At 44.4% G+C, this 21,856-nt stretch carries 20 protein-coding genes; 11 read left to right on the top strand and 9 right to left on the bottom strand.

Annotated elements, in window-relative coordinates; genetic code table 11:
• Positions 1–48: 48 nt before the first annotated feature.
• Positions 49–2,787, bottom strand: coding sequence for a T9SS type A sorting domain-containing protein (locus tag KKA81_10905; GenBank protein MBU2651433.1), 2,739 nt, complete (start codon positions 2,785–2,787; stop codon positions 49–51).
• Between the two features lie 306 nt (positions 2,788–3,093).
• Between KKA81_10905 and KKA81_10900 the strand changes: the two genes are divergently transcribed.
• Positions 3,094–3,561 carry a lipocalin family protein gene (locus tag KKA81_10900; GenBank protein ID MBU2651432.1) on the top strand — a complete coding sequence of 156 codons (468 nt, stop codon included), beginning with the start codon at positions 3,094–3,096 and terminating at the stop codon, positions 3,559–3,561.
• A 47-nt stretch (positions 3,562–3,608) separates the two neighbouring features.
• A complete protein-coding gene (locus KKA81_10895) occupies positions 3,609–4,352 on the top strand; it encodes a DUF1080 domain-containing protein (GenBank protein ID MBU2651431.1) in 744 nt (247 codons plus the stop codon).
• 78 nt (positions 4,353–4,430) lie between these two features.
• On the opposite strand, the gene truA is transcribed toward KKA81_10895, so the two are convergent.
• Both truA and hydE read right to left on the bottom strand, forming a co-directional pair.
• Positions 4,431–5,204, bottom strand: a complete 774-nt coding sequence (gene truA, locus KKA81_10890) for a tRNA pseudouridine(38-40) synthase TruA (protein MBU2651430.1) — start codon at positions 5,202–5,204, stop codon at positions 4,431–4,433.
• Positions 5,201–6,280 (bottom strand): [FeFe] hydrogenase H-cluster radical SAM maturase HydE, encoded by a 1,080-nt coding sequence (gene hydE, locus KKA81_10885; protein ID MBU2651429.1) that lies wholly within the window; start codon positions 6,278–6,280, stop codon positions 5,201–5,203. Before hydE ends, truA begins: the two co-directional genes overlap by 4 nt.
• 162 nt (positions 6,281–6,442) lie before the next feature.
• On the opposite strand from hydE, the gene nikR reads away from it, so the two are divergent.
• The 5 genes from nikR (at position 6,443) to KKA81_10860 (ending at position 10,674) form a co-directional block, all read left to right on the top strand.
• On the top strand, positions 6,443–6,841 hold the full coding sequence (gene nikR / locus KKA81_10880) for a nickel-responsive transcriptional regulator NikR (protein ID MBU2651428.1): 399 nt from the start codon (positions 6,443–6,445) through the stop codon (positions 6,839–6,841).
• A gap of 56 nt (positions 6,842–6,897) precedes the next feature.
• Entirely contained in the window at positions 6,898–8,970 is a 2,073-nt protein-coding gene (locus tag KKA81_10875; GenBank protein MBU2651427.1) for a TonB-dependent receptor, read from the top strand.
• Positions 8,967–9,653: a formylmethanofuran dehydrogenase subunit E family protein gene (locus KKA81_10870; protein MBU2651426.1), complete on the top strand. Its 687-nt coding sequence runs from the start codon at positions 8,967–8,969 to the stop codon at positions 9,651–9,653. The genes KKA81_10875 and KKA81_10870 overlap by 4 nt, the downstream gene beginning before the upstream one ends.
• A 6-nt stretch (positions 9,654–9,659) precedes the next feature.
• A complete protein-coding gene (locus KKA81_10865; GenBank protein MBU2651425.1) occupies positions 9,660–10,367 on the top strand; it encodes a sulfite exporter TauE/SafE family protein in 708 nt (235 codons plus the stop codon).
• A 73-nt stretch (positions 10,368–10,440) separates the two neighbouring features.
• Positions 10,441–10,674: a hypothetical protein gene (locus KKA81_10860; GenBank protein MBU2651424.1), complete on the top strand. Its 234-nt coding sequence runs from the start codon at positions 10,441–10,443 to the stop codon at positions 10,672–10,674.
• Positions 10,675–10,875: 201 nt separating this feature from the next.
• Here the strand turns inward: KKA81_10860 and KKA81_10855 are convergent, their stop codons facing one another.
• Genes KKA81_10855 through KKA81_10830 form a run of 6 tightly spaced genes read right to left on the bottom strand, consistent with a single transcriptional unit; the run spans position 10,876 to position 16,941 of the window.
• On the bottom strand, positions 10,876–11,856 hold the full coding sequence (locus KKA81_10855; protein ID MBU2651423.1) for a dihydroorotate dehydrogenase-like protein: 981 nt from the start codon (positions 11,854–11,856) through the stop codon (positions 10,876–10,878).
• Between the two features lie 27 nt (positions 11,857–11,883).
• Positions 11,884–12,372 (bottom strand): hydrogenase maturation protease, encoded by a 489-nt coding sequence (locus KKA81_10850; GenBank protein MBU2651422.1) that lies wholly within the window; start codon positions 12,370–12,372, stop codon positions 11,884–11,886.
• A 2-nt stretch (positions 12,373–12,374) separates the two neighbouring features.
• A complete protein-coding gene (locus KKA81_10845; GenBank protein ID MBU2651421.1) occupies positions 12,375–13,826 on the bottom strand; it encodes a Ni/Fe hydrogenase subunit alpha in 1,452 nt (483 codons plus the stop codon).
• Between the two features lie 14 nt (positions 13,827–13,840).
• Positions 13,841–14,389 carry an NADP oxidoreductase gene (locus KKA81_10840; protein MBU2651420.1) on the bottom strand — a complete coding sequence of 183 codons (549 nt, stop codon included), beginning with the start codon at positions 14,387–14,389 and terminating at the stop codon, positions 13,841–13,843.
• A 24-nt stretch (positions 14,390–14,413) separates the two neighbouring features.
• Complete coding sequence (locus tag KKA81_10835; GenBank protein ID MBU2651419.1) at positions 14,414–15,115, bottom strand: (2Fe-2S)-binding protein; 702 nt, start codon at positions 15,113–15,115, stop codon at positions 14,414–14,416.
• Positions 15,116–15,144: 29 nt separating this feature from the next.
• Positions 15,145–16,941: an NAD(P)H-dependent oxidoreductase subunit E gene (locus KKA81_10830; GenBank protein MBU2651418.1), complete on the bottom strand. Its 1,797-nt coding sequence runs from the start codon at positions 16,939–16,941 to the stop codon at positions 15,145–15,147.
• Positions 16,942–17,309: 368 nt separating this feature from the next.
• Here KKA81_10830 and KKA81_10825 point away from each other — a divergent pair, with 368 nt between their 5' ends.
• The 4 genes from KKA81_10825 to KKA81_10810 form a co-directional block, all read left to right on the top strand.
• Positions 17,310–19,349: a T9SS type A sorting domain-containing protein gene (locus KKA81_10825; protein MBU2651417.1), complete on the top strand. Its 2,040-nt coding sequence runs from the start codon at positions 17,310–17,312 to the stop codon at positions 19,347–19,349.
• Positions 19,350–19,445: 96 nt separating this feature from the next.
• On the top strand, positions 19,446–20,501 hold the full coding sequence (locus KKA81_10820; GenBank protein MBU2651416.1) for a hypothetical protein: 1,056 nt from the start codon (positions 19,446–19,448) through the stop codon (positions 20,499–20,501).
• A 103-nt stretch (positions 20,502–20,604) separates the two neighbouring features.
• Positions 20,605–21,165 carry an RNA polymerase sigma factor gene (locus tag KKA81_10815; GenBank protein MBU2651415.1) on the top strand — a complete coding sequence of 187 codons (561 nt, stop codon included), beginning with the start codon at positions 20,605–20,607 and terminating at the stop codon, positions 21,163–21,165.
• A partial coding sequence (locus KKA81_10810) for a zf-HC2 domain-containing protein (GenBank protein MBU2651414.1) occupies positions 21,152–21,856 on the top strand: 705 nt, incomplete at its 3' end. The genes KKA81_10815 and KKA81_10810, both read left to right, overlap by 14 nt.

Below are 21,856 nucleotides of genomic sequence, written 5' to 3'. Positions count from 1 at the left end.
CATCCCGACGAAAGTCGGGACCGCACCCAGTACCCTCCTATCAAACATTTATCTCTTCACAACTTTAACCACTTCCCCGCTTCCTTCGTGATGAATATGGATCAGATAAGCTCCGGATGGATACTTGCTCATATCCATCTGAATTATATCCCCCCTTGACGCATGCGGCAGGGTTTCCTTGTGAATTTCACGTCCTCCTATATCGGTCAGAATCAACTCATATTTCCCTTCATGGACAAGTTCAACATTGATGGGGCCTGAAACAGGATTCGGGTAAACCCTTGCCAGCAAAGGAGTATTTTCTTCCATACCGGTAGGGATCCGGTCGAAATACGCAAAATACATTCCGCGACCGTGGGAAGCGGCCACCACACGGTTATCCGATGACCGTACCTTCAGCATATCCACCCTCACATTGGCAAGCCCGTCGTTAACCGGCTCCCAGTAAACATCTTCATCCTGAAGGTTTACCGTTGCCCAGACCCCCATCTCAGTAGCCAGCATGGCCTGGCTCGAGTTATGAGGATGATAGATCGCCCATCGGATAGGCATGTCGGGTAAATTTCCTTCTTTGTTTTCCCAGGATGCCCCGCCATCGGTGGTTTGCCAGACAGATTCAACCCCGAAATTGGAAAAGGTCACAATCAAGGTGTCCTCCGATCCGGCAATATCAATGCAGGATACACTGGCAACAGGCATATCCGGCCCGGTGATCTCCGTGGCTGTTGGAAAACTCTCGGCATTGTCTATCCTGTATACCTGCCCAGCCTCATTACCCAGGAATAAAGTAGTTTTGTTGGCTGGAGAATACACAGAATACTTTACATGAGTGAAAGGAACCGTAGTCGCGGTCCCTGTCACTACAAACCCTCCGCTTATGTTATCAGGTATCCCTGTTAAACGGAGAAGCCGGTTCGCATTGTAACCAAAGAAACTCACAGCATTGGCATAAAGAATATTGTTCCGGTAATCGTAATCGGCGGGACAAATAAAGTTACCGCTGGCATAATTATTTATATATCCAACCTGAATACCTCCTGAAAAAACAGAATACACATTGTTCTGCGAGGAAGTGATCCAGACATCCGGTTCATCCTGATCGATAAAACAATAAGCGCCATCGCCTCCGCTAAGTATGTCATTAAGGGTAATATTCTGTCCGTAGTAATAGAATGTGCAGTTGTCCTGCATTCCACCAATTGAAAAAACATCATCATCCTCTGGGGTTAGCGTGACTGTATAATACTGCAGGGTGTTAAAATCCGTATTCATCTCATACCAAACGGGCTGCGACTGATTCCCATTACCGGTGTAAAAAACGCCACCGTCGGTAGTTATGATGATATCTTCAGAACCACCTTCTCTGAATTCTATACGATGAATATCCCCATGAACATAATCCTGTCCTCCCCCGCTATACATCAGCGTCCAATCGGTCAGTGTCTGCCAGGAAGCACCTCCATTCGTTGTCCTATGCACATCAAGCCCACCACACCACGCTGTCGAAGGATCGTTTGGGTCGGCTGCGATAATCAGTGCGTGCCAGGCAATATATGCCCAGTTATTGTTATTCCAACCTATGGGTACTGCGCAGTCGGTCCAGTTTGCACCATGATCTTCAGTACGAATGATGTGATAGCAATGATAAACCCAGAAACCGTTGTTGGTGCCGGAAGCGATTGCGGCATAAATTACCCCGGGTTCACTCCGGCAGCTTGAAAGCATCACCCTCCCGGGTATATTAAAATCCTCCCCTTCAATGATGGTCACATAGTCATCAAAAACATTCCAGGATCCTGGATCACCTGAATCAGACCATAATACGACTCCCCCGCCTTGCTGATCAATATTCGGAAATGTTCCAACCCAAATCCTGCCATCGGAAGCTATTTCAATATCCGATGGGATATAAGGAACATTCAGACCTTCAATATCGGGCAGGACCTGCTCCCAGGTCAACCCACCGTCGGAAGAACGGAACATACCATCGGAAGGTTCGCTGAAATGCTGCTGTCCCATGTATAATCCGGATGCCACCCCGGCATAGATCACACTGCTCCCATTATCATCAACAACTGCCATATCGGTAATGAACTGGAAGCTTTTAGTTGAATCCATCACCTGCCAGGTATCCCCGCCATCCGCACTGTGCAGGATGCCTACACCTAATCCGCAGGATGATCGATACTCCAGCAATGCCGTCTGAGGCTCACCTGTACCTACATAAAATTGCTGGGGGTCGTTGGGATCGGAACAAATGCAACTGATGGCCATTGCCGGCCAGAAGTCGTCAACAGGATTCCAGGATGTGGCCGGGTCCGTCACATCTTCCGTATACCACAATCCCCCTGTTACACCGCCTGTCCAGGCTTTCTTTCCGTCCGGGTCCAGGGGATCAAACATGAAAGCCCTCACCCTGCCGCCAATATTCGATAAACCGTTTTCCCATTGAAAAGACCTGGTGCCGGCAGAACCATTTTCTTCCATTTCTTGTGTTATTTCCCGTGCTTTAATGAGCCTTTCCAGCGGGACACGCTTTTCCAGCGGATCCATTATCCTGCGAAAATCCTGGAAGGCTGCCAAATCCGGACTGTCCATTGCAACTTCCTCCTTCTTTTTCTCGATTCCCGATACATCCTCAGCCAGGTAGTTTTCGGATAATTCATGCAGATACCGGACATGCTGGGCATACCTTTCACTTTTTCCGGAATCATTTCGCAGAAAAAGCATTACCGATGCGGCAAGCAGGCTTCCTGCGACTGTAACATAAATCCATTTTCTTTTCATTTTTTTGTTTTTGGGGTTAGTTATTTACATCAACGGGTGAGCTTATGGCTCAGCATATTTACGAAGAAATGCCTGTTTTTTAGTTAGTTGATTTTTAACCGGTGCATTTGGGTTAACAATGGAAAGGTTACAGGGAATAAATAGCCACGAAGCTAATCTCTTCGTGATCAAAGTTTAATATCTTTGTTAAAATGATCTATTATGTATCAGAACATCATTCCCGGCAGTAAGACTATCTTTCCTCTCTTACTTTTCCTGGCAGCAATTATTCTTATTAATTGCAACCCTTCCGATAAATCCTGGAATATGAAAATGAAGCAACACATAGTTAAAGATTTTAACCTGGAGCGTTACCTTGGCAAATGGTATGAGATCGCCCGGTTTCCTCACTCTTTTGAAAAAAACCTGAGCGCAGTCACGGCTACGTATTCCATTATGGAAAATGGCAAAATCAGGGTATTAAATGAGGGGTACAAAGATTCACCGAACGGCAAGCATAAAAAAGCAAAAGCCACAGCCAGACAAGTAGACCCCTCAATACCCGGATGGCTGAAAGTATACTTCATACCCTTTATCGGAGCCGATTACTATATCCTGGAAATCGACAAAGAAAACTATGATTACGCGCTTGTAGGCAGTTCTTCATCAAAATACCTGTGGATCCTTGGAAGAAAACCCGAAATGGATCCGGATGTTTATGATATGCTCGTCGAACAAGCAAAATCTCTGGGATATGATACTTCAAAACTTATTAAAGTCGAGCATAAAAAATAATTGGGTATCAGGAATGATTGAGAAAACATAACCAATAATACAGCAACATGAAAACAGTAAACCTCCTGACAACCTTGCTTCTGCTATTCTTTTTATTTCCAGGATATTCCCAAACATCAACTCTACCGGAAGGGTTTGTTTCCCTGTTCAACGGCAACGACCTGACGGGCTGGATCATCCCTGAGGGAGATAACGGCCACTGGAAAGTTATCGACGGAGTTATTGATTATGACGCATCCAGCGAGGCCGCTGGTGATAAAAACCTGTGGAGTGAAAAAGAATATGGTGATTTCACCCTGTTGATCGATTGGAGGATCAAAGAAACACCTTTTACCAACCCTGGTGTCCCACTTATTCTTCCGGATGGCAATGTTAAACTGGATGAGAACGGCAAGCCTGTTGTAATGGCCCTTCGCGATTCGGATTCAGGAATTTACCTCCGGGGAAACAGCAAATCGCAGGTGAATATCTGGTGCTGGCCCATAGGATCAGGTGAAGTGTATGGTTACCGGACCGATCCTGACATGCCTGCTGAAATCAAAAGAGGTGTAACTCCCAGCACTAATGCTGATAAAAATATCGGCGAATGGAATACCTTTAAAATAACCATGAAGGGGGAATATCTTACCGTAGAGCTTAATGGCATTGTTGTTATAGATAATGCTCAACTTCCGGGTATCCCGGAAAAAGGAAGGATAGCCCTGCAACACCACGGCCATAAGGAAAATGGGAAATGGGCAGGGCCACCGAGTCTTGTACAATTCAGAAACGCCTTTATCAATGAACAATGAACAATGAACAATTGCCTGCCCCGAGCGAAGCCGAGGGGAACAATGAACAATTGCCTGCCCCGAGCGAAGCCGAGGGGATCAATGATCAATAGATAGGGGACGGGGAATGGGTTCGATATATTCTACACCAGTCAGGAACAATCCTTTTGCGGGAACGGAGAATCCTGCTGCTGAGCGGTCTTTGACTTCTATGATGCGGATCAGGTCTTCCAGGGTGATTTTGGATCTTCCGAGATCCAGTAATGTCCCGACTATAGCCCTGACCATGTTTCTCAAAAATCGATCAGCTTTTATGGTGAAAACCAATAGATTCCCGCTTTCTTCCCATCTGGCATGCATTAAATGACAAATATTGGTTTTCACCTGGGTATGAAGTTTCGAAAAACTTGTAAAGTCATCGTATTTAAGCAATAAGGCAGCACCTTCGTTCATCCTGTCAACATCAAGTTCTCCATACAGGTAATAAGCAAAATCTTCCAGGAAGGGGTCTTTCTTTCGTAAAACCTGGTATTCATAAGTGCGGGAGATGGCATCGAAGCGTGCGTGCAATTCCTTTGGAACAGGGAAAATCTCATATACCGCGATATCATCGGGCAAAAAACTGTTCAATTTATAAACCAGGTATTCCAGAAAATCCGGGGTCTGATCGCGGTTAAGGTCAAAATGAGCATAGTACTCTCTTGCATGAACGCCGGTGTCTGTTCGGCCACAGCCAGTAAGTTCAATCTGTTCCCCGGTATGAAAACTTAATCCCTTTTGAATCAGATCCTGTATACTAACGGCGTTTTCCTGCATCTGCCAGCCGTGATAACGGGAACCATTGTAAGAAAGCTTTATGAAATACCTGCTCATGTGGCCATGCGCTTTTCATAATGAAGGGAGTCACCGCGTTCACTATACCCAATCTCAAAGCCTGCCTCCCGGATCTCCTCCTCAAAACTGATCCTGGTCCGGTTTGAATATACGTCAATATATGGTTTGTTATCGTAAAGATTATAATTTGCCGTGTACCTTGCCGGGGTGATGTTTGGCATGATCACATTGGCTCCGGCTTTTAAGCCCATGATCTTCCCTTGCGGATCTATTGCTGATAAAGCGGTTGTCGATGCGATATTAATATCCTTCATCATGATCCTCAATATAGCAACCATTCTGAGCGACAGGCGTATCCTTTCCTGCAACGAAGGAACCAGGTGGCGGTGCTCATATAAGGGAGTATCCTTGTGTATCACATAGGGACCCATGCCAACCATGTCAATGTCACGGTCACGCATGAACAAAAGATCGGAGACCAAATGCTCCTTCGTCTGAAATGGTAAGCCTATCATAACGCCGGTTCCTGTCTGAAACCCGGCTAAACGAAGATTATGCAATGCTCCCATGCGCTTTCCGTAATCGTGGTGCTTATCCTCAGGATGCAGCTTGGCATATAAATCAGGATCCGAAGCCTCAATTCGGAGTAAGTAACGCCGGGCACCTGCTTCCCGCCAAAAACGATAAACATCCAGACTCTGCTCCCCACAGGATAAGGTTAGGCCCAGTTCCCCAGCCGACATATCCATTGAACTGCGGATAATCTCCCCGATATAGTTTGTGAAACGATTATTCTCAACCTCTCCCGATTGCAATACTACAGATCCGAAACCTTGCTCCCAGGCAAAACTCACAGCTTCTATTACTTCCTTTTCAGGAATGGTATAACGCTGTACCTTATTGTTGCCCGCACGGATACCACAATAATAACAATTCTTGGAACAAACATTCGAAACCTCAACCAACCCCCGTAAAAAGATTTTGCGGCCTATGTATTCATCCCGGATATCATTGGCCTTCAGAAATAAAAGCTTTTCTTCATCTTCATTGCAATCCAGTAATTCCAGGATGTCTTCCTTTTCAAGGGTTTCCTTATTTAGTATATCGCGTATCATTTTATGATGGTTTGGATGATCAAATATAGGATTTAATTTCCGTTTATAAAAATAGACACTGGTAAGTATAAACCATGTGACGATAAGACTATTCGGAATTTTTATTGCTTCCAAATAATTTTGCTTCTACATTTGTGCCACGAAATTTCAAATGTTGTTATTATGCAGGTAAAAAGATTCGGTGTATCACTGGAGGAAGAATTGCTTCAGCGACTTGACCTGTTGGTTGCGAACCACCAGTTTCCCAACCGCTCCCAGGCCATCCGCTTCCTGATAAACAAAAATATTGTGGAAGAGAAATGGGATGCAAACGAGGAAGTTGCCGGTGCCATAGTTTTAGTTTACGACCATCACAAACGCGACCTGCAAAATAAATCCACAGAGCTTCAGCATGATTACCATGATCTGATCCTGTCGGTACAGCATGTTCACCTTGATCATCATAATTGTCTTGAAACCATTGCCGTAAAAGGTAAGGCCGGAAAACTCAAAGACCTTGCCGATAAACTCATCGCCCTGAAAGGGATCAAACACGGCCAGTTAGTCATGAGCACTCCTTAATTTTTTTGCCCACCAAGTAACACGAAAATATTATTATTAACACTAACCCAATACAAATGCGAATACTATTGCTTACCATCCTAACCCTTTCCTGGATTTACAGCCAGGCCCAGGTTAGCGGCACAGTTACCGACAAGGCAAATTCAACAACACTGAACGGGGCCCATATAACGATAAAAGGACTTAAACTGACAACAGCCACCAATTATGAAGGCAAATTTTGGTTTAGCGGTCTCCCAGCCGGGGATTACACTTTTCAGGCCAGCTATGTAGGATATAAAACTACAGAACAGATCGTCTCCATTAAGGAAAACATTCCTCTTACCATTGATTTTTCTCTCACTCCCCAGGTTTATCAGGCAGAAGAAGCCGTGATAACAGGGTCCAGGGTTCAGGTATCCAGGAATAACAACCCGCTGACAGTCTCGGTAGTTACCCGTGAAGAGTTGGATGAAAGCGGAGAGTCGGCTATACTCCCGGTGGTCAGCGATTATGTTCCCGGAGTTTTTGTCACGGAAAGAGGCATTACAGGCTTTGGAGTCTCCGATGGATCAGCCGGACAGATAAGCATACGGGGAATAAGTGGGACACCGAATACACGCGTCCTAATGCTTATCGACGGGCATCCTCAGTTTATGGGAATATTCGGGCATCCCCTACCCGACTCCTACGTTAGTTCCGACGCTGAAAAAGTAGAGGTAATACGCGGACCTGCATCCCTTCTGTACGGATCCAATGCGATGGGGGGAGTGATTAATATTATCACGCGTAAACAACAGCAGGACGGGCTTTCCGCGAATGCCCGCGTTGCCTTTGGCTCCTACCTCACACAAAAATATATGGGCAGCGTTGGCTACAAAAAAAACAAGTTCAGCATGTTTGTGTCTGCCAACCATGATGAAACACAAGGCCACCGCCCCGGCTCCGAATTTTACATCAACAACGGCTATCTGAAAGCCGGATACAGGATCAATTCTAATTTTAAACTGAACATCGATGGCAGCATAGCTAAATTCAAATCCTATGATCCGGGAACCATAGAAGCTCCAAACACAGATCCCCGACATTGGGTGGATATCCTTCGGGGGATGGGCTCCGTTTCTTTAGAGAACAGCTTCAGAAATGCCGAAGGTGAGATAAAGTACTATTACAATTTCGGGGAACATGACGTTTATGATGGATTTTATTCCACCGACCAGAATCAAGGGCTAATGATGTACGAATCCTTCCGCCCTTCCGTCCACAGCACGGTTACCGTGGGATTCGATTATCAGGATAATGCAGGATACGCCGAAATGCGCGATGACAACGGGAATAAGTTATCGGAAATCACCGATAAATCAGTAAGCGAGGCCGGCACCTATGTATATTACCAGCAGGGGATCGGAAAATGGCTGATTCTCACCGGTGGTTTGCGCTGGCAGGTAAACGAAAACTATGGTGATGAATGGATACCCCAGATCGGAGCATCCTTTCCTGTAACGGCAAACGCAACCATTAAAGCATCAGCTTCCAAAGGCTACAGAAGTCCGACTCTGCGTGAATTATATCTTTGGGCTCCCGCCAACCCCTCCCTGAAACCCGAATCCATGTGGAACTACGAACTAGGATGGCTGCAGAAATTCTTTGATGATAAAGCAAACCTGGAAATAACCACGTATTATTCCGAGGGGAAAAACCTCATCATGACTGTCGGACAATTTCCCAATGTGCTGAATGAGAATACAGGAGCTTTCCGTCATTACGGGGTGGAATTCCTGGGAAAGGTACTAATCCTGAAAAATCTCAGCCTTAACACAAATTATTCCTTCCTGCATATGGATGATCCCGTAACGGGGGCTCCTGTGCACAAGTTTTTCCTGGGAGCAAAATACAACCTTAAGAAATTTACATTCAATGCGAACGTGAGCTATATAGGAGAGCTTTACACCCGGATCAAACCCACCGAAAGCACTGAGTATTACACAATCCTGAATGCCAGGGTAAGCTACGGCATTAATCGTTATTTGAAGGTTTTCCTATACGGAGATAACCTTCTCGACACAGAGTATCAGATAAATTACGGGTACCCGATGCCAGGCACTACGGTAATGGGAGGAATTGAATTTTCATTAACACCCGGATCATGATAAAACACAAGACCGGGTTATTATCGGTATTACTGATATTTCCATTATGGGCTCAATGTCAGGAAACCGTTTATGATCAGGATAATCATGAAAATCATCATACATATATGGAATATAAAATAACGGGAGTCGACACCCAGGAGAAGGTTTTTACAGAATTCCCTTTTCATCAGGAATTGTTCTGTGACGATGTCAGGCCTTATATCCGGCACATCATTGATAATCATGGAATGGCGGAATGGAGGGCCGGAGTACTCACGAACGAGATCCATGGCCATTTGGGAATATATGCCATCATTGGCATGAAGATGGGGATTCGTGCCCTGGAGGAACTGGACGCAGAAGCAGACCATGTTAATGTGATTTCTTTTGCAGGAACCCAGCCTCCTGTATCTTGCATGAACGATGGGTTGCAGGTGAGTACCGGAGCCACCCTCGGTCATGGCTTGATCAGCATTAGCAATGACGAGAATATCAGGCCTGAAGCCGTTTTTAGCTATAATGGCTCAAGCGTTAGGCTAAGGCTTAAAACGGAATACTGGAATACCATCCGCAACGATGTAAAAACATCAGCCGGACGGTATGGCGCATTAACCGACCCTTACTGGCAGGATATCAGAGCCCATGCCATTCGCTATTGGGGTGAATGGAACAGAGATGAAATCTTTGAATTAATAAAATAATATTTTATGCTCCCATTACTTACAGGTATCATTACCAGCGCAGTTCATGTAGTTACCGGACCGGATCACCTGGCAGCGGTTACGCCGCTTGCCATTGAAAACAAACATAAAGCCTGGTCGGTTGGTTTTCTCTGGGGGTTAGGCCACGTTTTGGGCATGCTGCTGATCGGTGTCTTGTTCCTCCTTTTTAAACAATTGATCCCTATTGAAGCCATTTCCGGACATAGTGAACTCCTTGTCGGAATAGTCCTTATCATCATCGGGATATGGACATTCCTGAAATTGCGCAACAAAAAGCATGCTCATGAACATTCGCACCCACACCATCATCACAATGGTGATAATTATATTCATGTTCATGGACACATACATACAGCAGACAACGGAGAGCATAAGCACAACCATGTTAAACCCTTACGCCAAAACAACATTACTGCTTTTCTGGTTGGTACGTTGCACGGTTTTGCAGGAGTATCCCATCTTATTCTCATTCTTCCTACCCTTGCTTTCCCTACGCTTTTCGAATCTGTGATATATCTCACAGGATTTGCCATTGGAACCGTCGGGGCAATGGCTTTATTTGCTGTCATCCTTGGGGTGCTTTCCTCACGAACCTCATTGTCGCACAAGGCTAAATGGTTCACCATCCTGCGTATTGCAGGCGCATCGTTTGCAATTTTAATCGGGATATTCTGGATAATAAAATCTATTTAAATTCAATTTAAATTAAACCTGCTATTGTCTATTCAGGATATTGTGATTATCTTTACTTTTTAAGTCAAAATCTATGCGTAATATAGACACATCGAAGCTTTCCGGCGATGAATGCTGGGGGATACAGATCAATGGTTTATCGCATTGTCAAAACTGCAAATGGACGGGCATCAGTGCCTGCGAAGGGAAAAACATTGTGAAAACCGGAAGAAATTCCAAGGGTTACAGGATCGGGGAAAACGGACTTATCGAGGATGATTATGATCCTGCTTTTGACAAAAGATTCAAGGAAATCGAAGCCACTTAACCTTGAACATAAACTTGTATCTTAAGTAAAATCCTTGTTCCGGATTGGAATAAGGATTTTTTTGTTTAAATCCGGCTCTTCAATATTTCACCCAATCCCAAACCTGTCAGCGTCTGAAGGACCCGACAGCGTTTTACAACAAAAAGAGGCGCTTAAACCAAAGTCAAAGCGCCTCTTTTATCATCCTGTATAAAACAATTATCAGTGTTCCGTGAGGGTTTTCTTCATGAATTGAACCCTTTCGAATGCGGCAAGGTTTTCAGCTTTAGTGATGATCTTTCCTTTGAAGCTTTCAATGGAATTAAAGTTATGCTCTTCCATCCAGCCTTTAAGGTCCTGAAGCATTTTGTCAATATAACCAATACCGTTTTTATAAAGGGTGGTGCAAATCTCGGTTGCGGCTGCACCGGAGTAGATCATCTTGACCATGCCTTTGGCATCGTGAATTCCTGTATTTCCGGCCAGATCGCATTTTACCTGGTTGGAAAGCAGGGATATCCAGCGCAATGGCTGGGTGATTTCTTCCGGAGCACTCATATAATTATCAATCATGAGTTTTTCCTGGTTGATATCGATATCCGGACGATAAAATCGGTTAAACAGTACAACCGCATCGGCACCCGCTTCAGAAAGCCTGGAAACTATCTGCATGAGATTGGTGAAACAAGGACCGATCTTTACGGCGATGGGAACACTGACATAACTTTTCACAGCTTCCACGATCTCCACGTAAACATCTTCGATCTCCTTGCTGCTAACCTTTGCATCAAAGGGGAAGACTGCTATATTCAGCTCCAGTCCGTCGATGCCGGCTTCTTCCAGCTTCCTGGCGAATTTTGGCCACTCATGGGATGTAGTACAGTTAATGCTCCCGAAAATAGGAACCTCTGTAAGCCTCTTGGCTTCACTTATCAATCCCAGGTATTCCTTCACACCCTGTTCTTTGGAATGGGTGTTGATGAAATCCACGGCTTCGGGAAACCAGAAATACTTATCATCCTGGTCCATCAACTTCTGTGAATCGGCAAGCAACTGTTCCTCAAATAATGATTTGAGCACGATGGCACCCGCTCCCATATCAGCACATTTTTTAATGTTCTGTATGTCGCTGGTAAGCTTTGAGCTGCTGACAATGATGGGATTCCTTAGTTTCAATCCCATATAATTTGTAGATAGATCCATAATTGAATTTTTAAATTTTCGATATGATCAACAAAACTTTACATTCTTTGTCCCTTCGATAAAGGTTTCGGGTTTTTCCAGTATATCCAGGAAGCATGCAACTGCTTTATCAAGGTTTTCAAGAGCCTTTTCCGACAACCCTTCCGCAAAATCCCAGTCATATCCACGGATATGAACCAGGTAGGCAGGAGGGGCATTGCCAAAAAGATCCTTGCAAAGCTTCACAACATATCCCGGTGATGCTTCGTGAGAGGTAAAAGCGACCTTGGAAGATTCATCCACCTTGCTAACGCAATAGTCGCTGATCTCCTCCCTGGAAGCATCAGCAAAGATCACCAGGTCTTTCCCTGCAATAACTTCAGCATCTTCAATGTTGAGCTGGTAGTTACTCTCAAACTCCATATTCGTTTTACCGGCGGATAATGCCCATTGCTCAATTTTGTCGACAAAAGCAATGCCTAACCCGTCATCCCGGCGACCCGGATTTCCAAAACCATATAAAAGAACTTTTGTCACTATTAGGTTGTTTTCCTGTCAATCAGATTATTTTCCGAATCGTACAGGGAAATATCCAGGGGCATTTGTCCCAAAGCATGGGTTGCACAGCTCAGGCAGGGGTCATAGGCACGAATGGCTACTTCCACTGCATTCATCATGGGCTCGGTGATCTCCCTCTGTCCGTTCATCCAACTCTTGGCAACAAAGTTAACTGAGCGGTTCATCGGTTCATTGTTGTTGGTTGTAGACACGATGAGGTTGGCCAACACTATCTGATCCTTATCGTTGATCTCATAGTGGTGGAAGAGAGTACCCCTTGGAGCTTCAATAAGTCCTACACCACGGCTTTGCTTGGTACCCTTGATCGTGAGGTCTCCCTTCATCAGATCGGGATCATGCAGCAGTTCCTTTATCATTTCAGCAGAATGCAATAATTCGATCAAACGTGCATAATGGTAATGCATGCAATGATTGTTGGGTTTTCCGTTAGTGAGAGATTTGAAAATCTCAAACTCCTTCTGTGCCAAAGGTGATGGGATGAAATCAGCCGTGTTGAGACGGGCCAGCGGTCCTACTCTGTACCAGCCTTTTTCCTTACCCAGCTTTTTAATGTAGGGGAACTTCATGTAACTCCAGTTCCTCACTTCTTCCAGGATGTATTCCTCGTAGTTCTGGTAGTCGATATCGTCGAGTATCTTGTTTCCTTCGCTGTCGACGGCACGAATAACACCATGATAGAGATCCATGGCGCCGTCTTTCCTGACAAGGCTCAGGTGGTTCGACGGGAAATGTGCAAAGTTGTCGATGAAGGATTTGTGCTCCTTATAGTAATTCTTAAAGAATTCGATAGAGGCAACAGACCATTCGAGCATTTTATCAATGTTCATGGGATCGGGTCCATTCAGGAAGAATTCCTTTTCTTCCTGGGTAAGGTGCTTATTGATACCGCCAGGAATGGCGCCGGTTCCGTGAATTTTCTTACCTGCAGTGGCACGGATCACTTCCTGTCCGTATTTACGCATCATTACGCCCATTACGGCCAGGTCTTTATGTTTGAGCGCAACACCGATAACATTACGAATTGCCGGATCGGAGTCGATACCGAAGAGCAGGTCGGGTGAAACAAGATGGAAGAAATGCAGCGCATGCGATTGGAACATTTGTCCGTAGTGCATGAGACGGCGCATTTTCTCACCGGTCGGGGTCAGTCCGTCGCCTGTGCCGGCACCGACGATCACGTCGAGAGCCTTGGCAGCGGCCAGATGGTGGCTAACCGGACAGATACCGCAAAGACGCTGTACCAGCACGGGAGCTTCCCAATAGGGCCGTCCCTGGACAAACCTTTCGAATCCCCTGAATTCCACAATGTGCAATCTCGATTGAGAAACATTATTCTGATCATCAAGGTGTATGGTGACTTTTCCGTGACCTTCAACCCGGGTTACCGGTTCTATGGTTATTTTCTTAGTCATATGTCTGTCTCCTTTTAATCAAATTTTACAACTTCATAGGGTAATTTCAATTCATCGCCTGTTACCAGCGCTACCAGAGCATTCCAGATAAGGTCGGCTCTGGGAGGACAACCGGGCAGGTAATAGTCGATTTTCACGATCTCATGACATGGATATACTTTATCGAGGATCATGGGCAATTCATCATCATTGGGAAGAATGTGCTCTGTGTTCTCGGTCACCGTAGGGCCGTTGAGATACGCTTCCTGCAAACATTCTTTAACGGGAATACCGTTACGTAAGGCAGGAAGACCTCCCATGATGGCACATTCACCCACAGAAACGAGGATCTTGCAATGCTTCCTGAATTCTTTCAGCACATGAACATTTTCGCTGTTGCATACACCGCCTTCGATCAGTCCAATATCGCATTGCTTGGTAAATACCTTGATGTCATCTATCGGTGATTTATTGAACTCGACAAGTTCTATCAGTTCAAGTATGCGCTCATCAATGTCGAGGAGCGACATATGACATCCAAAACAGCCGGCTAAGGATGTTGTTGCTACGATAGGTTTACTCATTATATTATGCCTCCAATTTTTAAACTAAACAACACTGGTAATATCTGTTCCGATTGCTTTCTTATCGAATTTCCTGTGTCCGATAGGTTGGTCGAAACCTTTCTCCTTTTTGATAATGGAGCCTACAGGGCAGGTATCCATGGCTTTTTGTGCCATTTCATCGGAAATATTTGCAGCAAGTTCGTGATCGAGGTTGATCGTGAGCTTATTGCTTCTTTTATTGAAAGCGAACATGTTTTTCCCTGATTCATCCTTCAAGGTGCGAATACAACGTTTGCAAAGGATGCAGCGATTACGTTCGATAAAGAGTTTCGGACTGTCTGGATCCACCTTTTTTTCCGGGAAAATATAAGGAAAACGGGGTACCATCATCTGGTACCTGTACGCCAGGGCTTGTAACTCGCAGTTACCGCTTTTTTCACATGCAGGGCAGAAGTGATTTCCTGAAACAAAAAGCATTTCGATGATCGATATCCTCAACTCCTGGAGCTCGGGAATATCATTCTCCACCTCCATACCGTTGGCAACCGGTGTAGTACATGCGGTCATAAACCTGCCGGCTACCTTTACGTTGCAGATTCGGCATGAACCTGCAGGAATAACACCCTTCATATGACAAAGGGATGGAATAAAAACGCCATTATCGAGAGCTGCATCCAGAATACTCTGACCCGGTTCGGCGAAGCACTCTTTTCCGTCTATGGTAAATTTAATTTTATCAGCCATTTTCGTAAGTTTAATGTTCAAACACAATTTTACAATTTAGGGGTACGCCCAACATATTCGCATGATTCGGCGACGGCAGCTGCCATGTCGAATTCCGAAGCATAATCCACATCCTTTCTGACTAATTCCTCATATTTATGCCTGAAATTCTTGAGGGTACTCAGGATGGGATTCGCGGCAGTCTGACCCAGTCCACAACGGTTGGCCATTTTCATTTTGCTTCCCCAGCTCTGGAGATCGTCGAGGTCCTGAAGTACTCCATGACCGTTAAGGATCTTCTCCAATTTATGTTTAAGCAATGTGGGCAGTGTACGGCAAGGTGCGCATGAGCCACATGATTCTTCAATAAAGAATTCCATGAAGTTGACCACTACATCGCGGATCAGGTTGCGTTTGTTCCCGATAATGATCATGGATCCACCCGTTGGAAGATCTTCAAAACAAATAGTGCGCTTGAAATCGTTAGGGCCGATACATTCACCGGAAGGTCCACCAACCTGAACAGCCTGAACATCTTCAGCTCCGGACATTTCAAGTATATCTCTGATCCTTACACCCCATTCTACCTCGTATACGCCCGGATACTTGCAATCACCGGAAATACTGAGAAGCTTCGTCCCTGTACTTTCGCGTGATCCCATCATCGTATACCAGTCGGCTCCGTTAAGCATGATCTTAACAACAGATGCCAGAGTTTCTGCGTTGTTGATGATGGTAGGCTGGTTCAGGTAACCTTTCTGGACTGGGAAAGGAGGACGGTTTCTGGGTTCTCCGCGTTTACCCTCGCATGATTCTATCAGTGCGGATTCTTCACCGCATACATAAGCACCGGCTCCCAGCTGAATACGGATATCATAGTTGAATCCGGTCTTTCCTGCTATATCATTACCCAATAACTTACTGTTCCTCAATTCAGTCAGCACATTTTCCAAATATGCAAGCAGATATTCATATTCCTGCCTCAGATACAGGATGCCATACTTGGCTCCGACAGCATAACCGGCAATGATCATCCCTTCAAATACCAGGTGTGGATATTCGGTTAGTAAAACCCTTTCCTTGAAAGTCCCCGGCTCACCCTCGTCACAGTTGCATAATACAAATGAAATCTCACTGTTCGACCTGCGGCAGAATTCCCATTTCAACCCGGTCGGGAAACCGGCTCCTCCCCTGCCACGCAGATAGGAAGCCTTTACGGTTTCTACAACCTGTGCGGGATCCATAGCCAATGCCTTCTTTAAACCACTGCCAGCAGAATATTCGGAGAAAATCACATCCCCCTTTCTGCGGATGTTGTTATTTACCATGGATCTGACCAATTGTGAAGCATTCCTGCCGTCACCATGACGTTTAATCATCTCATCTACCGGTTTTCCTTTACGCATATCGGCTACCAGATCCTTCACAACATACGGTGTGAGACTGGTAAAAACCTTGCCATTGATCATGGCAGCAGGTTCCTGATCGTTCATCCCGATATCGGATGTGTAAAACAAGCCAATGATAACATCTTCACTGACAGAACCAAACCGGCATCCGGCTTCACGCTCAAATGCAGCAGCCACATCGGCCATCCCCATCATCCAGGCTACCAGACTGTCGTTCAAATAAACGGTATACTTGCCGCGTGGGGCATCCGTGTAGAAATGATAGAAGGATAAGGTCTGCTCAACATCTACCTTTGAGATGTTCAAGCCCCCGGCAATGAGTTGCTTTGCCTCATCTCCGACATACCCAAACTCCTGCTGAACATCTTTCAGGATGTCCATCAATCTGCCTCGGTCATTTCCAAACTTTTTCAGAATGTTTTGGACAGCATTTCTCATAATAATTCCTGATTAAATTATTGTGTTACTTAATTATAGATTATGTTTTGCAACATTTTAATTGTTAATAAATTAACAAGCCAAATTTAGTTTATTTTTTCGATTTGAATGTAGCCGTTGTTAATTTAGAAACAGTATAAATTTTAGAATCTGAGTGAGTTACGAATTTTTTAATGGTGTTACTTTATTGAAAAGTGAAGTCAATTTTTGTTTTGACAACCCGGCTTCGCTCGTTGTCGAGATGAGGGTGACCGTTAACTGATTTTTTACTAACCGTTAACTGACTTAACATTGAACTTCTTTCAATTTTATCATATTTTTGATCACATCAGATATGAATATAAAGCGGAACCCAAAAACCAACTAGTATGAAAACCATTATTTTACTTAGCCTTTTGTTTATCTTATCGCTTTTTACGGTAGCCCAGGACAAGCCACCGGTTGCATACGATGATTTAGCCACAGCCATGGCCGGTATACCCATCAGCGTAAATGTTATGGTCAACGATGCGACCCAGGAAGGAGACACATCGGTTATTTATTATGTTGATGCAAAGTATGGAATGGCAACGTTTCAGGATAGCATCATCACATACACCTCCGAGATATACCTTGACAGGACTGACAGTGTGAAGTACCTGATCAAAGATATTAACAACGGATTGGTTTCGGAATTTGGTTACCTTATTATTATCATTGAGAATCATTCTTTTGGCTGGCTTGACATAAATGATATCCGTGCAAGATTTAATGCGTGGGGAGGTCACTTTTGGGATTATTACAATGAGGGGGTGCATTTTTATGTCCCTGGCAATTCGAAGAAGGGAAGCATGTTTTGCAGCACACTTTGGATAGGAGGAAATGACGAATACGGCAATCTGCATCTTGCCGCAGAACGTTACCGCCAGGTTGGGGTGGATTATTTTATAGGACCGGTTTCCGATTCTTATGATGAGGATTACCTGATCAAATGGCAAAAGATGTGGAGCCTGAGTCGCCAGGAAGTAGAAGATCACCGGGCAAACTGGTGGAAACCGGACTATATTGTTCCCGAAGAAATAGCAACCTGGCCTGCACACGGGGATGAGTCATTGGGACAAACACCTGATATCGCACCTTATTACGACTATGATGGAGACGGCCATTACGATCCCATGCAGGGCGACTATCCGGTGATCCGGGGCGATAAAACCTTGTTTTTTGTTTTCAACGACACACGTGATGCCCATACCGAAACCCAGGGCAGGAAGCTGGGAATACAGGTAAACGCCATGGCCTATGCGTTCGACTGCCCTCAGGACTCGGCACTGAACCAGTCGCTTTTCCTGCATTATACACTAATAAACACATCCGACACAACTTATTATGATACCTATGCCGGGATGTTTGCTGATTTTGACCTGGGAAATCCCTGGGATGATTTTTTCGGGAGCGATGTCGCACAAAGCTCCATTTATGTTTACAACGGCGATGATGATGACGATCCCGCTTATCCTGCATATTCTGACAGGAGTTACGGCCTATACCCGCCCGCACAGTCATTAACCCTGCTTGGCGGCCCTTTCATGGATCCCGACGGGGAAGATAATCCCACGGTAGACCTTCAGGGAAATCCTCTCTGTGATTTTTCCATCAACGGATTGAATTTTGACGATGGCATCGTGGATAATGAACGATTGGGAATGACCTATTCCATGAGCTTTTCAACCAATTATTCCCTGGAACCTTACTATGCCTTCGACTATTATAACATGCTCCAATCCGTCTGGGCCGACAATACACACCTTAAATACGGTTCAGCAGGCCATTCAGGATCAGATACAATAGGATCCGATTGCAGATTTGTGTATCCCGGAAATTCCGACACACTCAACTGGGGAACAGGATGCACACCACCTCCCGAACCTTACAATCAACCCGGTGTTTACTGGTATGAAGAAATAGCTGGCAACCTGCCCTCCGACCGCAGGGGGATCCTTTCATCCGGTCCGTTTACCTTTGCTCCGGGAGATCAGCATGCCCTCGATATGGCATTTATTTTTGCCCGTGACTACAAGAATCCCAGCCATCTTGCTTCAAGAGAGCTGCTACGTAACAGGATCGATATTATCCATCAATATTTCCTGAATGACTCCACACCCTGTGGGAGCAGTTTTTCAAACATCCTGAAAAAGCCTGAGCAAACGAATGATATAACCTTATATCCCAATCCGGCCGACGATCATATCTCTGTATCAGGAATAAATACAGGATTTTACCGGATCAGCGATATCTCCGGCAGAATTGTACAGGAAGGGATCCTTGATGATAATCCGGTCTCCCTGACCGGAATTTCCCCGGGCCTGTACTTCATGCATCTTGTTTATAATGGAAAATCCGTTACAAGGAAATTCATTCGATTGCCCTGAAAATTAAAAAGAAACCCTTTTCAGGGAAAATTTTGGAGTTTGATTGGAACTTTTTATGGATTATCCTGTCAAAAGACGGAATAAAATATTTTACCCATGAAAACTTTAAAATCAAACCTGCTTATCCTGATCATAAGTTCATCCGTTTTGTCTGCACTCTGGTCTAACGGCCAGGAAGCAACAACCACATTCCAGACTATGGCTATCGCACACCTGGATGAAAAGATAGAACCCAACCAGAATATAGTATTCGCGTCTTCATTTCTTGCAGCCTGGAATGAACTGAAAGTTATTATCGGAGATGACATCTGCACAAAAGAACCTGTCTCCCTGGTTCCTCAGTTAAATAAACAAGCCGGACTGTTTCAGGGTTCGGATGATTTTGTTGCTCTTGCCGGTTTCGTTAAAGACGGTATAATTGAGCAAATTAACGGAGCACTTGAAGCAAAATACGGTTTTGTCAACCCATATTTGAAAAATTACAGCGACCGATACGATAATATCATTTGTTATGCAGGATTTCGTGAAAAAATAAGTTTCCGCCATCCCTTCCTGAAACACTCTTCTCCCTACCCTTTCTTTTATAATGGAAAATACGCGCATGTAAAATGCTTTGGAATCAGCAATGCCGACAGCATGCTGAAAGACCTGGAAAAAATATGCCGTCAGGTAGAAATCTATGACTATAAGGACTGCAACGATTTCATTGTCAAACTTAAAGGCAAAGCAACAGACAGTGAATTGATACTTGCAAAGATACCTCTTGGGAAAACAATGAACCAAACCATCAGGGACGTACAAAACAGAATTGCACATACACAGCCCCGGCAACTGACAGGAGGAGAATTATTGGTTATTCCCTGTATCAATCTTTTTACTGAGAATAATTTTGAAGAACTAACAGGGAAATACCTGGCAAATAAAGGCTTTGAACAATATTTTTTCGCGGTAGCAGGACAAACGTTAAATTTCAGTTTGGATGAAACCGGAGCCAGTACAATTTCGCAATCCGTGATTGTTTTAAAGAAAGGTCCGAATGAAGGGAAGTATATTTTCGACAGACCTTTTCTTGTATACATGAAAAAGAAAAACGCAGAGCTTCCATATTTCGCAGTTTGGATTTCCAATCCGGAATTCCTGGAAAAGTATTAATTTTAGGATCATTATACACCATCTATCAAAAATGCTCTGTTAGGGCTTTCAACCGCCCGGATTTAGCAAACCTGTCCGGATAGTTGAAGCAAAGCAAAAATTTATGGAACCGGATTCCGTATATATAAATGAATTCCTGAAAAACAAGAATCAAAAAGCCTTTACGGAGTTGATGAAACGTTATCAGGACAAAGTTTTCCGGTTTTGTGTTGCTTATTCAGGCAATAAGGCAGATGCAGAGGATCTCGCACAGGAAATATTTATAAAAGTTTTTCATAATCTGGGAAATTTTCGTTCAGAATCGCTTTTTGGAACATGGCTATACCGGATCATGATAAATCATTGCCATAATACATATAACTCAAAAAGGTTCAGGTTCAGAAAGCTAATTCAGGAAAACAGTACAATTCCTGACAAAGGTTCTGATGACCCGGAAAGTCTTGTAATAGCCAGGGAAAAAACAAAAATGATTTATGAAGGCCTCAGCCTTCTGGAGGGCAATCAAAGAAGCGTGCTGATCTTAAGAGACATAGACGGGTTAACCTATGAAGAGATTTCGGAATTGCTTCATTTGAAGTCAGGTACAGTAAAATCTACACTAGCCAGGGCCAGGATAAAAGTGGCCAATTATCTTAAAAGGAGGTTGTATTATGAATTGCCGTAAGATTAGCGGAATGTTATCGGAATTCCTGGACGGCAGCTTAACTCAGAAAGATCAGGATGCGGTCAGGAAACATCTTTCATCGTGCAGGAAATGCAGAGAAAACTGGAAGTACCTGCAACAATACCAGCAGGACATTGCGTCCTTGCCCCCGACAAAAGCACCGGATAACATGATAAATAAAGTACTGGATCGTATCAGCAAAGAAGATAGTTACTCACATCCACATATGCGGTCATTTCCTTTATGGCCGAAGGTTCTGATCACCGCGGCTATGTTAGCAGGGCTTGCCTATATACTCATCCCGGGTAAATATTATCTCCCCCTTAAGCCAGAGACAGAGATGCAAATCACATCCCCCAAAAAGGATAAAGGAACAAGGCATACAGAATCGGTTCCCGGCAAATCCGATTTACGCCTGGAGATACTGGAAGCATTAACCCACAAGCATGGCGGAAGAATTATTGAAACAGAACAAACACATCCTGAAGGATTGTTAAACGCTGTCATCCTGAAAATACCAACCAGTCAATACTATGCTTTTGCCGGGGATTACAACCAAATGCATTTCGGCGGACAATTGCCGGCTGAAAAAAGGTTTTCGATTTGGCCACGATATATCATAAAAATATACCTCCCATCTCACTCCTACCTCATAGAAGATTTTAATGATGATCATCAGGATGACATTCTT

The sequence above is a fragment of the Bacteroidota bacterium genome, assembly GCA_018831055.1.
Classification (GTDB): domain Bacteria; phylum Bacteroidota; class Bacteroidia; order Bacteroidales; family B18-G4; genus M55B132.
This window is presented reverse-complemented; position numbering and strand designations above follow the sequence as displayed.